This window comes from Noviherbaspirillum sp. (assembly GCF_035654295.1).
Taxonomy (GTDB): Bacteria; Pseudomonadota; Gammaproteobacteria; order Burkholderiales; family Burkholderiaceae_D; genus Noviherbaspirillum.
On sequence record NZ_DASRXF010000197.1, the window covers coordinates 1 to 13,845 of the forward strand.

A 13,845-nucleotide genomic window follows, 5' to 3' on the forward strand; every position below is an offset into this window, starting at 1 on the left:
GGCGCGCGGCTACAAGTGCGTGCTCACCATGCCGGAAACCATGAGCAAGGAACGCCGCATGCTGCTGCGCGCCTACGGCGCCGAACTGATCCTGACGCCCGGCCCCGAAGGCATGGGCGGTGCGATCAAGAAGGCGGAAGAACTGGTCGCGTCCGATCCGCGCTACTTCATGCCGCAGCAGTTCAAGAACGCGGCAAACCCGGAAGTCCACCGCAAGACGACGGCCGAGGAAATCTGGCGCGACACCGATGGCAAGGTCGACATCCTGGTGGCGGGCATCGGCACCGGCGGCACGATCACCGGCGTAGGCGAGGTGATCAAGGCGCGCAAGCCGTCCTTCCAGTGCATTGCCGTGGAGCCGGACGCGTCGCCGGTACTGTCCGGCGGCCAGAAGGGCCCGCATCCGATCCAGGGCATTGGCGCCGGCTTCGTGCCGCAGGTCCTGAATACGGAAATCTACGATGAAGTGGTGCGCGTGAAGAATGAGGATGCGTTCGACTTCGCCCGGCGCGCGGCGCGCGAGGAGGGCCTGCTGGTCGGGATTTCGTCCGGCGCCGCGCTGTGGGCGGCGGCGCAGGTGGCGAGCCGGCCGGAGAACAAGGGCAAGCTGATCGTCACCATCATCCCGTCCTTCGGCGAGCGTTACCTGAGCACGCCGCTGTTTGCCAACCTTGCCGACTGAAGCGCGGTGGCCTGACAGCGTTGATTGCGGGGCCTGAGCGATCGAGCGTCGATCAGCGTGCTGCGCGCCGGCGGATGTCGGCGGATTCGATCACCTCCACGCCCGGCACATCCTGCCGGGCGGCCTCCACGAGCACTTTTGCCACGTCGTCAGCCTGTACCGGCCTGTACTTGCCGGGCACCAGGAAGGCGAGGCGTTTTCCGAACTCCTCGCCCAGGCGGAACTCGCCGCGCTTCCCCAGCAGGAGCGAAGGCCGCAGGATGGTCAGCTGCGGATACCCCAATGCGCGCAGTCCCAATTCCACCTCGCCCTTTACCCGGTTGTAGAACACGTTGGACTCGGCATCGGCGCCGAGCGCGCTGACCAGCAGGAAGTGCCGTACGCCCTGTTCCCGGCCCAGGCGTGCCATTTCGAGGGGGTAGGCGAGGTCGACTTCCCGAAAACGTTCCTGGCTGCCGGCCTGGCGGATGGTGGTGCCCAGCGTGCAGATGATCTTGTCCACGTTGAACAGGCAGCGTGCCGCGCCCAGGCGGGTGAAATCGATGATGTGTCGTTCGAGCTTCGGATGCTGCACGGCGATTTGCCGCCGTGCGGGAGCCACCACCCTTTCGACGTCGGGCGCATCGAGCAGGCGCGGCAGGCAGCGGCTGCCGACCAGGCCGGTGGCACCCGCAAGCAGGATATCCATCAGCGGGAATTGGCCAGGACCGATTCCGCCAGCGACCGTCCGCTCGGCAGGAAGCGGATGATGGCGTCGAGCAGATCGTTATCGTTGACCGGCTTGCCCAGATACGCGTCGCAGCCCGCCCAGGTGCCGCGGAATTTGTCGAAGGGAGAGGTTTTGCTGGACAGCATCACCACGGACGCAGCCTTGGTTGCGGGGCTGGACTTGAGGCGCTTGCAGACCTGGTAGCCGTCCATGCCGGGCATCAGGATGTCGAGGAAGATGCAGGTGTAGTGCTTGGCTTGCGCCATTTCGATTGCAGTTTCGCCGTTGACTGCGTAATCGACGTCGAACTCGAAGGGGGCAAGCTTGGTGCGCATGAAGGCGCGCACGGTGGCGCTGTCGTCCACCACCAGTACCGATTCCGTTTTTCCGTGACGGGTAATCGGTGCCGGGACGAGATAGCGGTCCACGAAGCGGCGGCGTGCGATCCCGTCCCAACCCTCCGGGGCAGGCCGCGCGGCGCGGGCGGCAAGCGCAGCGGTCATCTGGGCGTCGAGCGTCTGAAACAGGCGCGACCATTGGATCGGTTTTTCGATGAACGGCCATTGGGATTCGATGACGTGGCGGCCGACGTAGACGGCGGGAGAGAGCGCATTGGGCGGCCGCGCGGTGATGGTCTCCATGGCGCGCGGGCTGTCGCTATTGACGAGGTAGATGTCCGGCCGGTCGAGCAGCGTTTCGTTGTACACGTAGCTGAACCTGCGGCGGTCCGTGAGGCGGAAGGTGGACGCCAGGAGACGTCTTTCCGGGTCGGGGAAACCGAGAAGTTCGATCACGAAGGTAAGAGTGCCTTCACCTGGAAGCGCGGGCATGAATGCCATGTCTACCATCACGGGCGCCTGTCGAAAAAAAGGGTTGGGCGCCGAACTGTGGCGCTATTAGCGAAATGATAACAGAATTCATGAAACTTTTTGCAAATTTTGTTGCAACGCAATGTGAAATTCCACATCCGTGGTAGGCCAATACATGCTGACGGCAAAACGCCGATAATGTCAGTCTAGATTTTCCGGAGACTAATAATGAGCGATTTTCGAAGCGATACCGTGACCCAGCCGACCGAGGCAATGAAGCAAGCCATGATGTCAGCCATGCTGGGCGACGATGTCTTCGGCGATGACCCGACCGTCAACCGGTTGCAGGAGACAGCCGCGGCCATGCTCGGCTTCGAGGCCGGGCTGTTCGCGCCCAGCGGCACCCAGACCAACCTGATCGCACTCATGACGCATTGCCAGCGCGGCGACGAGGCAATCGTCGGCCAGCAGTGGCATACGTATCGCTGGGAGGCGGGCGGGATGGCGGTACTCGGTTCCATCCAGCCGCAACCGCTGGAGCATCAGCCCGACGGTACCATTGCGCTGGCGGCGATCGAGGCGGCGATCAAGCCCGACGATCCGCACTTTGCGAAGACGCGCCTCGTAGTGATGGAAAACACGACGGGTGGCAAGGTGCTGCCCTTGTCCTACATGCAGGAGGTGAGCGGGCTCGCGCGCCGGCGCGGCTTGCGCGCGCACATTGACGGCGCGCGCCTGTTCAATGCGGCGGTCGCGCTTGCGGCGCAGGACGGCGGTGATCCCGTTGCAACGGCGCGCGCAATCTGCAGCGGCTACGATTCGGTATCGCTCTGCCTGTCGAAGGGGCTGGGTGCGCCGGTCGGTTCCGTGCTGCTCGGCTCAAGGGAATTCATCCTGCAGGCCCGGCGCATGCGCAAGATGCTGGGCGGCGGCATGCGCCAGGCCGGGGTGATCGCGGCGGCGGGATTGCACGCGCTGGAACATCACGTGCATCGGCTGGCGGACGACCATGCGAATGCGCGCCTGCTCGCCGAAGGCCTGGTGAAGGCAGCGTCAGCGCATCCCCGGCTGGAAGGCAAGCTGGTGGTGCATCCGGTGCAGACCAATATCCTGTTCATCGATATTGACGCCACCGTCGCCGATGACTTCCTGCAGCACCTCGCAGCGCATGGCGTGAAGGTAACCAGCGGCATGTACGGCACCGCACGCCGCGTACGCTGGGTGACGCATCTCGATATCAGTCAGCGGGACGTGGCGCGCGCACTCGAGGTGGTAAGCGCGTTCTGACGGGACGCCGGCCCATCGGCCAGCCAGCGCCGGATGCGCTCGCAGACCCCGGCGTCGGCCAGCAGGTCGAGGTGGCCGACGCCTTCGGCGATCCACTGGTTCGCTTCCGTGAAAGCAAGATCGCGCCGGCTGTCCCTGTGGCGGCCGAGCGCGCTCTGCACCTGCACCAGACCGTCGCCCGCCAGCCGCCCGCGCAGCTTGCCGGCGATCGCATAACAGGCGACGCCTTGCGGCAGCGCCAGCGGCGTACGCCCGTCGCCGCCGTGCACGAAGCGGTCGCGGCCTTGCCAATCCTCCTCCCTCACATTGCCGTGCCGCAGGTCGGTGATGCCTGCACTCCTGAGCATGCCCAGCCGCGCGAAGGGCGCCGCATACGGCGTCTTGCTCAGCACGGTCTCCAGCCAGTTGCCCATCTTCTCCAGCGGCGCGCCGTGGTGCGGCGTCCCGAGGAAGACCAGTTTGCGCAATCGCGCCGGCCACGCATGCCCGGCCTGGGCACCATAGTGGCAGGCACTGCGTGCGACCAGCCCGCCCATGCTGTGGCCGATGATCACCAGTTCGTCGATCGGGACCGGCCATTGCCGGGCCAGCACCTCAAGGCTGTCGGCAAGCAGGCGGCCGTTATCGGAGATGTGCAGCCCGCTGTTGTAGTGCAGGTAGAGCGGCGTGTAGCCAAGGTCGCGCGCAAGAGCTGCGCCATGATTGTGGCCATCGCGCCGCCATTGCAAGTCATTCATGCACAGTCCGTGCACCAGTACCAGTAGCTTGCACCCGGCATCGGGCAGGGTTGCCGGAGTGACCGGCTTGCCTTGCGCGCGCAATTGCATCGGAATGGCGAGCGCATTGCCCGTGGCTTTCAGGTAATCGCCGAGCACGCCATTGACAGCCGCGATCATCGCCTCCCTCGCGGGGGACGAATGACGCTCACCGAACAAGGGCACGCACTGCGCGAGCACTGCGTCGGCAGCCATCCCCACGGTGCGAGTGACGCCGCGCACGGTGCGATAAACGTGGCCCGATATGCCGCGCGCATGGTGTGCATCGGACGAGACGCGGGGCGTACGCGCGATACCGGCGTGCACGCGCTCGACGAGGTCGGTCAGGCCTAGCGTCGCGTCGGTTGCAAGGCGGGCAACGGCACGGATATCGGATGCATGGATGTGGCTGGTTTTCATTTGGAAATATGGACGCGATGCTATCGCCTGCACAATAACAGCCCCGGCTGCTGCCTCGTCTTGAAAATCCCGCGCTTTGTTGACCGGGATTAAACACTTCCCTTGCTGACCGGGAACCTTTCCGCGCATTCACCCGTTATTTGGGTCGCGGAGGAAAAAGAATGGAACCGGGCAAGAGCACCATAGTCAGAACGCGCTGACCGTAAGCAATTTTGCGTTGTCGAAATAGCTTGCCCGCCCACGCACATGGACAGGAAACTCAAATAGTGAAGAAAACGCTCGCAGCCATCGCCCTCGCCGGACTGACCGCATCCGCTTTCGCACAATCCGACATCGGCATCACCGGCAGTGTCGGTACGACCGGTATCGGCGCGCACGCCACTTTCCCGATCACGCCCCACATCAATGCCCGCCTCGGCCTGGGCTATCTCGGCTACAACTACAAGGGGAACACCCAAGACCTGCAGTACGACCTCGAACTCAAGGGCAATACCTACGACGCCCTGCTCGACTGGTATCCGGAAAAGGGCAGCGCATTCCGCATCACCGGCGGCGTGTCCTACAACGGCAACCGGATCACCGTGCGTGCCAAGCCGGACGCGGCCGGCAGCTATTCCATCCAGGGCAATGCCTACGACGCCGCGAGCGTGGGCAGCGTGACCGGCAAGGTGGATTTCAACAAGTTCGCGCCTTACCTCGGCATCGGCTGGGGCCGCAGCAAGAAGGATGAAAAGGGCTGGTCATTTTCGACCGATCTCGGCGTGATGTTCCAAGGCTCGCCCAAGACCTCGCTCTCCGCCAGCGGCTGCAGCGCCGGCGCGGCCGTCTGCAACCAGTTCGCCAATGACGTGGCGCGCGAAAACGAGGAACTGGCGCGGGAAGTGCGCAAGTTCAAGGTCTATCCGGTGCTGCGGGTCGGCCTCAGCTACAAGTTCTAAGGTAATAGGCAATACCTATTTATTTCCTTGTTTTATTCAATTTGCTCTATCAAATGCGAATCATTACCATTTGACGCATCAACGATAGAAAAGAAGGAGCCCGCCATGGTCACCGCCGCCAAAACCACCAGCCAGATCCTCGTCCACATGGGCGTCGCTTTCGCCACGATGTATGTGGTGACCGGTTCCGTGGCCTTCGGCGGGCTGGCGGCGGTGCTGGAACCGGTGTGCAACGTGATCGTCATGCCAATGCACGAGCGCCTTTGGGCGCGGATCAGCGCACGTCTCCAGCCCGTCCCCGCCGGCGCCTGAGCAGGCGCTTACTTTTCCAGCAGCGACCGCAGCATCCACGCGGTCTTTTCATGCACCTGCATGCGCTGCGTGAGCAGGTCGGCGGTCGGCTCGTCGCCGGCCTGGTCGACCGCCTTGAACATCGCGCGCGCCGTCTTCACCACCGTTTGCTGGTCCTCCACGAGCTGGCGGATCATGTCCTGCGCATCCGGCACGCCGTCCGGCTCCTTGATCCCCGTGAGCGACGCAAACATCGAATAAGTGCCCGGGGCCGGGCTGCCGAGCGCGCGGATGCGTTCCGCAATGTCGTCCACCGCCGTCGCCAGTTCGGTGTATTGCGTCTCGAACATCAGGTGCAGCGTCTGGAACATCGGGCCTTTCACGTTCCAGTGGAAATTATGGGTTTTCAGGTACAGGGTGTAAGTGTCGGCAAGCAGGCGGGACAAGCCATCGACGATGGCGCGGCGATCCTGTTCGGGAATGCCGATATCGATTTCCATGGTTGAAACTCCTGGATGGTTGGTCGAGCCTGTTAGAGTGCGCCGGCCCGCCTGCCCGGAATGATGCAGATCAAGCACCCTGCGACATGTCCCAGAACGCGGCCTCGATCTTGTGCCCGTCGGGATCGCGGACGAAGCAGCCGTAATACGGCGCGCCGTAATGCGGGCGCGGGCCGGGAGCGCCGCTATCGGTGGCGCCGGCTTCCAGCGCCGCCTCGTAGAAGGCGTGCACCGCCTCTTTCGATTGCGCAACGAAACCGACATGCGTGCCGTTGCCGACGGAAGCGGGATAGCCGTCGATCGGGGTCTGCACCCAGAATTCCGGATAAAGCTTGCCGTACGCCACGGCCCCGGGAAATTCCTCCAGCCGGCGGCAGCCGAGCGCCGCCATGACCTTGTCGTAAAAGGCGGCGGCCCGTGCAAAGTCGTTCGTGCCGATGGATACGTGCGAAACGATGCCGGGGATTTCATCTGCCATGTCTGTCTCCTTGTCTGGTGAGCGGAACATCATGGTAGCGGCGGTCTCCTGACAGCGGTCTGTCAGGAGCCTTGGCACGGTTCAAATGCCGGTGCTGGCGCGTGCCGTTGCGCGGCGGTGCAGGTGCGACAGTCCCGCAAGACAAACCAGGCTGGAGCCGATGCAGGCGGCGAGGAAAGCCGCCAGTCCCAGTCCGCTGTTGCCTGCCACCGGCGCGACCACCGCCGCGACAAGCGAGAACAGCAGCATTTGCACGAAGGCCTGCAGCGAGGCGGCGAGGCCGCGCATGGCGGGAAACACGTTGAGCGTCAGCACCATCATGCTCGGCGACGATAGGGACACGCCGAAGGTGTAAAGGAACAGGGGCATCACCGCCCACGGCACCGCGGCAGGAAACAACAGGTTGTAGCCGAGGTTGAGCAGGGCCGCCGTCGCCATCAGCAGGTAGCCGGCGCGGATCAGTTGCACCGGCTTGCTGCGATGCGCGAGACGGCCCGCGACCGTCGCGCCGCTGATCATGCCGCCGACGAGGGGAATGAACAGCCAGCCGAAGGCGGTGGCGGGCAGGCCGAGCACGTCGGGCACGAAATGGGGCGCCGCCGCGATATAGACGAAGAAGCCGATGGACGACAAGGCCATCGCAAACGCCAGCAGCAGGAATTGCGGGTGCCGCAACGCCGTCCAGTAGTTGCCGAGGATCTGGCGCGGGTGGAAGGCCTGGCGCTGGCTGGCCGGCAGGCTTTCCGGCAGCGCGCGCCAGCAGACGAGCCCGAGCAGCAGGCCGATGAGGGTCAGGAAAGCAAACACCGAGCGCCAGCCGAACCACAATTGCAGCCAGCCGCCGAGGATGGGCGCAATCGCGGGCGCCGCCGCGAATACGACGGTCACATCCGACAGCATCTTCTGCGCTTCGGCCCCGCCCAGCCGGTCGCGGATCATCGCGCGCCCGACCACCGTCCCAGCGCCGGCCGACAGCCCCTGCAAGGCGCGGAACAGGATGAGCGCGCCCAGGTTGGTCGCCAGCGTGGCGCCGATGGATGCCACGGTAAACACGGCAAGCGAGGTGATGATCACCGGCCGCCGCCCGAAGGAATCGGACAAGGTGCCGTGGAACAGCATCATCCCGGCGAAACAGAGCAGGTAGGCGCTCAGTGTCTGTTGCACATAGACAGGGGGCACGCCTAAATCCTGGGAGATCGCGCCGAAAGACGGGAGATAGGTATCGATGGAGAAAGGTCCGAGCATGGCCAGGCCGGCCAGCATGAGGGTAAGGGTACGCAGTTGCTGCTTCATGAAGAGGGATTTTCAGAGTGAACCGTACTGTAGCGCGTGCGGGCGGGGGAGATAAACCGCCCGGGGAGAACAACATTGTTTCTCGCATGTAGACAGTCCACTGCACGGATTGTCAACAATCGTGAAACAGTCTCGTTCTTGTCGGGCTGTTTATCTCCCGGATGGCGGGCAATAGAATCCAACACATCCCAACGCGAATTGTTCGGCGCCGCTTTCGCCGATGCATCGACGAGGCAACCCCCATTTGAAAGGAAACCAGACCATGACCAAGACCCTGATCCGCACGCTGGCCGCCGCCGGCCTCATCCTGTCCTCGGCCGCCTTCGCCAATGCGCCGGCGGGCAATTACAAGATCGATGCCGCGCACTCGGTCGCCTATTTCGAAGTGGGGCACATGAACGGCATCTCCCGTTTCATGGGCCGCTTCAATGACATCTCGGGCGATCTCGTCGTCGGCGCACCGGAAGCCAGCAAGATCAAGGTCGACGTCAAGACCGACAGCGTTGACACCAGGCACGACGGCCTGGACAAGCATCTCAAGAGTCCGGACTTCTTCAACGCCGTGCAGTTCCCGACCATGAGCTTCACTTCCACCGGCGTGACGCTGAACAACGCCGGCGAAGGCAGCGTCACCGGCAACCTGAACCTGCACGGCGTGACCAAGCCGGTCACCTTCAAGCTGAAATACATCGGCTCCGGCCCGGGCATGAAGGGCGAAACCCGTGCCGGCTATGTCGCCACCTCGACCATCAAGCGCAGCGACTTCGGCATGAGCTACGGCCTGAACAAGGCGGCCACCGACGAAGTGGAACTGCGCATCAACATCGAAGCCATCAAGCAGTAAGTGCGACCGGCGGGCCTGCGGGCCCGCTGTTTCGTTACAGGAGCCCGCCATGCCCGACGCGTCCTTCGCCATCCCCCTGATCTTGCAGAGCGCCCTCGTGCCTTTCGGCGTCGCGCTCGTGCTGCTGTTTGCGCTGCGCCGCCCCGCACTCGCGATCGCCGCCGGTTTCGTGGCGGCGTATTTCTCCGCCTTCCATGCGCAGTGGGCACCCGTGCCCAAGACAGCGATGGACTGGCTTCCCTATATGGCGGTATTCGGCGCGGCCGTGGCGCCCGCCCGCCTGCTCTCCCGCTTCGCGGTTTCCCTCGTGGCGCTTGCGCTGGTCGTGTGGCCGGCGCTGGCCAGCCTTGGCATGGCCAAGGCCCTCATGCTCGCCGCCACCGGTGCGGTGTTGATCACCGCGGCGTGGACGCTGCTGGCCACGACCGGTGAGGACCGGCCGACGCCGGCTCCCCTGCTTGCCATCGTCGCCGGCGGCGCGGGGCTGGCGCTGATGCTCGATTCGAGCGCCGCACTCGGCCAGTCAAGCCTTGCGCTGGCCTCGGCGCTGGCCGCCTGCGCACTGTTCAACCTGCCGCGCGTTCGTGTCGCCTTCCCGGCGGCGGCGACCGGCACCGGCGTATTGCTGCTCGGCGTGCTGCTGGCAAATGCCTACCTGTATGCCGGCTTCTCTCCGCTGTACCTCGCGCTGCTGGGAGGCGCACTGGCCGCCGACCCGCTGGTCGCCTCTATCGATCGCCTGCGCGGCGCGGGTTCATGGATCACCGCCGCCGTCTTGACGGCCGTGCCGGTGCTCGCCACTGTCGGCCTCGCGGTGAAGACGATGCAGGAATCAGGCGGCTACTGAGTGACGCGCGTTCCCCACTCGCTCTTGAGATCGAATGCCGCGGCAATGAAGTCGACGAAGGTGCGCACCTTCGCCGGCAGGTGTTTGCGGCTGGGATAAACGGCGTAGATGCCCAGCTCGTCCGACCGGTAGTCGGACAGGACTTCCTGCAGGCGGCCGCTGCGCAGTTCTTCGCCGCACAGGAACAGGGGCTGGCGCATCAATCCCACGCCGCCCAGCGCGGCCAGTTTCACCACGTCCCCGTTGGTCGCGCGCAGGCTGCCGGATACACGCACGGTATGCAAGCCGCCCGGGCCCAGCAGCCTCCACTCGTCTCCTGTGGCCGCGTAGGTGTAGGTCAGGCAGTTGTGCCGCGCCAGATCTTCCGGCGTGCGCGGCGCGCCGTGGCGCTGCAGGTATTCCGGCGACCCCGCGATCACCAGGCGGTCCGAGGCAATCTTCCTTGCCACCAGCCCGGATTCCGACAAAGCGCCGATGCGGATGGCCATGTCCAGCCCTTCTTCCAGCAGGTCCACCCGGCGGTCGGTAACGAGGATGTCGACCTTCACGTCCGGATACTGTTTCATGTAGTCGGAGATCACCGCGCCCATGTGGTGGATGCCGAAGGATACCGGCACCGTCAGGCGCAGCGTGCCGCGCGGCGTTTCGTTCAGATGCAGCGCGCCTTCCTCTGCTTCGCCGATGTCGGCCAGGATCTGCACGCAGCGCTCGTAGTAGGTGGTGCCGGCTTCGGTCAAGGTCAGCTTGCGCGTGGTGCGCTGGAGCAGGCGCGTGCCGAGGTGTTCCTCGAGGTGCGCGACATACTTCGACGTCATCGCGCGCGACATGTCGAGGCGATCGGAGGCGGCCGCAAAGCTGCCGTTCTCGACCACGGCGGCAAACACTTTCATGCTGGTGAGCGTATCCATTGCATCCTGCCATCTGATGAGTGCGAGCATCTTGCCACGCGTGAACTGTGCCGGCAATCTGGATTGCCGCAGGCGGGAATGCTATGCTCGGGCGACCAAACGCGAGCACTGCCATGCGACCGATCATTGCCGACGCTCTTTGCATCCGTCCTTTCCGTATCACGGATACGGAGGCGTTCGCCTCCGCGGTGCGGGAATCGGTGGAGACGGTCGGGCCGTGGCTGCCGTGGTGTCACGCAGGATACGGCCCCAAGGAAGCGCGTGCCTGGATCGGCCAGTGCGCGGTGCGCCTGAACATGGGCTTTTCCTATGATGTGGGCATCTTTTCCGAGGACTGCGCGGTACTGTACGGCGGCGTGGCGATCAACCAGATCGATCATGTGCACAACACCGGGAACATCGGCTACTGGGTGCGCGAGAGCCAGCAGCGGCAGGGCATTGCCACGCGTGCCGCACGTGTAATCGCGCAATTCGGATTCGAGACGCTGAAACTGACCCGGCTGGAAATCGTTGCCGCGGAAGACAACCTGCCCAGCCGCGCGGTTGCGGAAAAACTCGGCGCCACTTTCGAGTGCATCGCCAGGAACCGGCTGCTGGTCAACGGCACGCCGGTAGCGGCAGCGGTGTATTCGCTGGTGCCCGGCGATATCTAACGGCCGTTCATCTCCGGAAAGGCATCGCCGCCGGACAAGCCGCCGCCGCGCGTGCCCGTATCACCACTGCCGCTGCTCTCGGTCCGCATGCCGGTGGCCGGATCGCGGCCCAGCCCGCTAAGAAAGCGGTCGAGTTCATCGGACCGCGAGCCTTGCTGCGCACGTTCCACCGTCTGCGATCCCTCGGGCCCGACGACCACGGCGGTTTCGCCGCCGCTGCGGGTGATGACGCCGTAGCCAGAGGGCACCTCGAGCTCCGCATCATCCGGCGACTTCACGATGAGCGGCGGCGGCCGCTTCGGCTGCGGGAACTTCGCCTTGGTATCGATCAGCTTCGACTTCAGCGTGCTGCGGAAAAAATCGCCCACCAGCAGGATGGCGTTGTGTCCGCCCTGTCCCCAGTGATCGCTGCGCATCGTCACCCGGGAATCGTTGAAGCCCACCCAGGCGCCGGCCACCAGCCGCGGGTGCATGAGGATGAACCAGCCGTCCGTGTTGTTCTGGGTGGTGCCGGTCTTGCCGGCGATATCGGCGGCGATGTTGAAGCGGTTGCGCACTTCGGTCCCGGTGCCGCGGCGAACGACGCCGCGCATCATGTCGATCAGTTCGATCGCCGTCTCTTTCGACATCGCGTACTGCGGCTCGGCGGCGAACTCGGCCAGCACCTTGCCGTCGCGGTCTGTGATCTTGCGCACGAGCACCGGCTTGCGGTATTCGCCGACCTTGGCGATCGTCGCATAGGCGGACACCATCTCGAGCAGGGTAACGGGGCTGGTTCCCAGCGACAGCGAAGGCACCGGATCGAGCCGGCTGTTGGTGACGCCGATGGCGCGCGCCAGCCCGATCACATGCTCCATGCCGACATCCTGCATCACCTGCGCGGTGATCGTGTTCTTCGAAAAGATCAGCCCCTCGCGCATGCTCATCATGCGTCCGCTGAAGCCGGACATGTCGGTCGGCTTCCACACGCTGCCATCGGGTGCGCGGATCTCGACCTCGCCGTCCGGATAGATGCGGTCGGGCGCGAATCCCAGTTCCAGCGCGGCGCCGTACACGATGGGCTTGAAGGTCGATCCCGGCTGGCGTTCGGCCTGCGCCACATGGTCGAACTGGTCGCGCTGGAAGCTGCGGCTGCCGACCCAGGCCTTGACCTCGCCGGTGGCCGGGTCCATCGCCACGAAGCCCGCTTCCAGGCGTGTCTTGTATTCACGCAGGCGCGCCATGAAATCGTCGTCCGCTTTCAGCTTTGCCAGGGCAGAGCGCGCGGAATCGCCCCCGGCGACGGCGCGCTTGAACTCCGGCGACTCGCGCACGAAGGCATCGACCAGGTCCGCGCGCTCGTTCCAGAAGTGGCGGAAAGGCTCGACTTTCTTTCGCATCGCCGCGTAGGCGGTAGGCGTGTGCGAGGCCACGCGGTCGGTGGCGCGGCCCCATTCGACATCGGCGATGTCCTGCAGCACCTGCGACTGGCGCTCGACGGCCTCTGCCGCTTTTTCCTGCAGCGTGTCGTCGAGCGTGCTGTGCACCACCAGGCCGTCGGTGTACAGGTTGTAGTCGTTCGCATCGGCCCATTCGATTAGTTGCCGGCGCACGTGCGCGGCAAAGTGCGGCGCGATGTGGCCGAGCGGATCGGCCTGGCGTTTCAGGGTGACTTGCAGCGGCTGTTCGCGCAGCGCGAGATACACCTCGTCCTCCAACAGGCCGCGCTTGGCCATCTGCGCCAGTACGACATTGCGCCGCTTGCGCGCCCGGTCGGGATTGAGCACAGGGTTGTAATAGCTGGTGCCCTTGAGCATGCCGACCAGGGTCGCGCTTTCCAGCACGTCGAGATCGGCCGCCGATTTGTCGTAATAGGTGCGCGCCGCCATTTCGATGCCGACCACGTTGTACAGGAAGGGCACGGTGTTGAGGTAGGTTTCAAGGATCTGGTCCTTGGTGTAGGCCTTCTCGATCTTGATCGCGGTGACAATCTCGCGGATCTTGCGATCGATGGTGCGCGCGCGCCCGATTTCATCCGGAAACATGTTGCGCACCAGCTGCTGGGTGATCGTCGATCCGCCCTGCGCGTCGCCGTGCAAGGTCTGCCAGACGGCGGACACGGTGCGCGTCAGGTCGACGCCGCGGTGCGCGTAGAAGCGATGGTCTTCGGTCGCGATCAGCGCCCGGATGGCATGGGGCGAAATCTTTTCCAGCGTCACCTGCTCCTGCTGCCCGCGGCTGAAGGTCGCCAGGTGCGTGCCGTCGGACGACAGCAGGATGCTGGGCTGGGCCCTGCGCGCTTCGAGCAAGTCTTCCACGCTCGGCGTGAGCGGCACGATCTTCGCCAGGTAGGCGGTGGCGTAATACAGGCCGCCGGCCAGTGCGATCGTCAGCAGGACGAAGGCATACAGGAAGATGAGCAGGAAGAGACGGGGAAGTGAGCGGCTCCGGG

The 13,845-nt window shown here is 64.7% G+C and carries 15 protein-coding genes; 7 read left to right on the forward strand and 8 right to left on the reverse strand.

The annotated features are described in order from the left end of the window. The coding region (cysK, locus tag VFF99_RS18300) for a cysteine synthase A (protein ID WP_325020357.1) at positions 1–682 on the forward strand (682 nt) is incomplete at its 5' end. 52 nt (positions 683–734) lie between these two features. Here cysK and VFF99_RS18305 read toward each other — a convergent pair. Then, on the reverse strand, positions 735–1,370 hold the full coding sequence (locus VFF99_RS18305; RefSeq protein ID WP_325020358.1) for an NAD(P)H-binding protein: 636 nt from the start codon (positions 1,368–1,370) through the stop codon (positions 735–737). After that, positions 1,370–2,239 (reverse strand): response regulator, encoded by an 870-nt coding sequence (locus VFF99_RS18310; protein WP_325020359.1) that lies wholly within the window; start codon positions 2,237–2,239, stop codon positions 1,370–1,372. Before VFF99_RS18310 ends, VFF99_RS18305 begins: the two co-directional genes overlap by 1 nt. 189 nt (positions 2,240–2,428) lie before the next feature. Between VFF99_RS18310 and ltaE the strand changes: the two genes are divergently transcribed. Then, positions 2,429–3,487, forward strand: coding sequence for a low-specificity L-threonine aldolase (ltaE, locus tag VFF99_RS18315; RefSeq protein WP_325020360.1), 1,059 nt, complete (start codon positions 2,429–2,431; stop codon positions 3,485–3,487). On the opposite strand, the gene VFF99_RS18320 is transcribed toward ltaE, so the two are convergent. Then, positions 3,442–4,662, reverse strand: coding sequence for an esterase/lipase family protein (locus VFF99_RS18320; RefSeq protein WP_325020361.1), 1,221 nt, complete (start codon positions 4,660–4,662; stop codon positions 3,442–3,444). The two genes, ltaE and VFF99_RS18320, sit on opposite strands and share 46 nt — an antisense overlap. Before the next feature lie 266 nt (positions 4,663–4,928). Between VFF99_RS18320 and VFF99_RS18325 the strand changes: the two genes are divergently transcribed. Beyond that, positions 4,929–5,600 (forward strand): hypothetical protein, encoded by a 672-nt coding sequence (locus tag VFF99_RS18325; RefSeq protein ID WP_325020362.1) that lies wholly within the window; start codon positions 4,929–4,931, stop codon positions 5,598–5,600. A 105-nt stretch (positions 5,601–5,705) separates the two neighbouring features. Continuing rightward, positions 5,706–5,912, forward strand: coding sequence for a DUF2061 domain-containing protein (locus VFF99_RS18330; protein WP_325020363.1), 207 nt, complete (start codon positions 5,706–5,708; stop codon positions 5,910–5,912). 8 nt (positions 5,913–5,920) lie between these two features. Here VFF99_RS18330 and VFF99_RS18335 read toward each other — a convergent pair whose 3' ends face one another. The 3 genes from VFF99_RS18335 to VFF99_RS18345 all read right to left on the reverse strand — a co-directional run bounded on the left by VFF99_RS18335 (position 5,921) and on the right by VFF99_RS18345 (position 8,162). After that, on the reverse strand, positions 5,921–6,391 hold the full coding sequence (locus tag VFF99_RS18335) for a Dps family protein (RefSeq protein WP_325020364.1): 471 nt from the start codon (positions 6,389–6,391) through the stop codon (positions 5,921–5,923). A gap of 70 nt (positions 6,392–6,461) precedes the next feature. Continuing rightward, positions 6,462–6,869: a VOC family protein gene (locus VFF99_RS18340; protein WP_325020365.1), complete on the reverse strand. Its 408-nt coding sequence runs from the start codon at positions 6,867–6,869 to the stop codon at positions 6,462–6,464. An 81-nt stretch (positions 6,870–6,950) separates the two neighbouring features. Then, the gene (locus VFF99_RS18345; RefSeq protein ID WP_325020366.1) at positions 6,951–8,162 is read right to left on the reverse strand and encodes a multidrug effflux MFS transporter; all 1,212 of its coding nucleotides are present in this window, start codon (positions 8,160–8,162) and stop codon (positions 6,951–6,953) included. A 262-nt stretch (positions 8,163–8,424) separates the two neighbouring features. Between VFF99_RS18345 and VFF99_RS18350 the strand changes: the two genes are divergently transcribed. Together VFF99_RS18350 and VFF99_RS18355 are read left to right on the forward strand one after the other, a co-directional pair. Next, positions 8,425–9,006: a YceI family protein gene (locus VFF99_RS18350; protein ID WP_325020367.1), complete on the forward strand. Its 582-nt coding sequence runs from the start codon at positions 8,425–8,427 to the stop codon at positions 9,004–9,006. Between the two features lie 49 nt (positions 9,007–9,055). Continuing rightward, positions 9,056–9,853 carry a hypothetical protein gene (locus VFF99_RS18355; protein WP_325020368.1) on the forward strand — a complete coding sequence of 266 codons (798 nt, stop codon included), beginning with the start codon at positions 9,056–9,058 and terminating at the stop codon, positions 9,851–9,853. Here VFF99_RS18355 and VFF99_RS18360 read toward each other — a convergent pair. Further along, positions 9,847–10,761, reverse strand: a complete 915-nt coding sequence (locus VFF99_RS18360) for a LysR family transcriptional regulator (RefSeq protein ID WP_325020369.1) — start codon at positions 10,759–10,761, stop codon at positions 9,847–9,849. The two genes, VFF99_RS18355 and VFF99_RS18360, sit on opposite strands and share 7 nt — an antisense overlap. A 113-nt stretch (positions 10,762–10,874) precedes the next feature. Between VFF99_RS18360 and VFF99_RS18365 the strand changes: the two genes are divergently transcribed. Beyond that, on the forward strand, positions 10,875–11,414 hold the full coding sequence (locus VFF99_RS18365) for a GNAT family protein (protein WP_325020370.1): 540 nt from the start codon (positions 10,875–10,877) through the stop codon (positions 11,412–11,414). Here the strand turns inward: VFF99_RS18365 and VFF99_RS18370 are convergent. After that, on the reverse strand, positions 11,411–13,845 hold a 2,435-nt coding region (locus VFF99_RS18370), incomplete at its 5' end, for a penicillin-binding protein 1A (protein ID WP_325020371.1). The two genes, VFF99_RS18365 and VFF99_RS18370, sit on opposite strands and share 4 nt — an antisense overlap.

What these genes read in the sequence shown, in the direction of transcription:
- VFF99_RS18305 (WP_325020358.1), bottom strand. Translation starts at nt 1,370, where the DNA reads ATGGATATCCTGCTTGCGGGTGCCACCGGCCTGGTCGGCAGCCGCTGC.
- VFF99_RS18310 (WP_325020359.1), bottom strand. Translation starts at nt 2,239, where the DNA reads ATGGTAGACATGGCATTCATGCCCGCGCTTCCAGGTGAAGGCACTCTT.
- ltaE (WP_325020360.1), top strand. Translation starts at nt 2,429, where the DNA reads ATGAGCGATTTTCGAAGCGATACCGTGACCCAGCCGACCGAGGCAATG.
- VFF99_RS18320 (WP_325020361.1), bottom strand. Translation starts at nt 4,662, where the DNA reads ATGAAAACCAGCCACATCCATGCATCCGATATCCGTGCCGTTGCCCGC.
- VFF99_RS18330 (WP_325020363.1), top strand. Translation starts at nt 5,706, where the DNA reads ATGGTCACCGCCGCCAAAACCACCAGCCAGATCCTCGTCCACATGGGC.
- VFF99_RS18335 (WP_325020364.1), bottom strand. Translation starts at nt 6,391, where the DNA reads ATGGAAATCGATATCGGCATTCCCGAACAGGATCGCCGCGCCATCGTC.
- VFF99_RS18340 (WP_325020365.1), bottom strand. Translation starts at nt 6,869, where the DNA reads ATGGCAGATGAAATCCCCGGCATCGTTTCGCACGTATCCATCGGCACG.
- VFF99_RS18345 (WP_325020366.1), bottom strand. Translation starts at nt 8,162, where the DNA reads ATGAAGCAGCAACTGCGTACCCTTACCCTCATGCTGGCCGGCCTGGCC.
- VFF99_RS18350 (WP_325020367.1), top strand. Translation starts at nt 8,425, where the DNA reads ATGACCAAGACCCTGATCCGCACGCTGGCCGCCGCCGGCCTCATCCTG.
- VFF99_RS18355 (WP_325020368.1), top strand. Translation starts at nt 9,056, where the DNA reads ATGCCCGACGCGTCCTTCGCCATCCCCCTGATCTTGCAGAGCGCCCTC.
- VFF99_RS18360 (WP_325020369.1), bottom strand. Translation starts at nt 10,761, where the DNA reads ATGGATACGCTCACCAGCATGAAAGTGTTTGCCGCCGTGGTCGAGAAC.
- VFF99_RS18365 (WP_325020370.1), top strand. Translation starts at nt 10,875, where the DNA reads ATGCGACCGATCATTGCCGACGCTCTTTGCATCCGTCCTTTCCGTATC.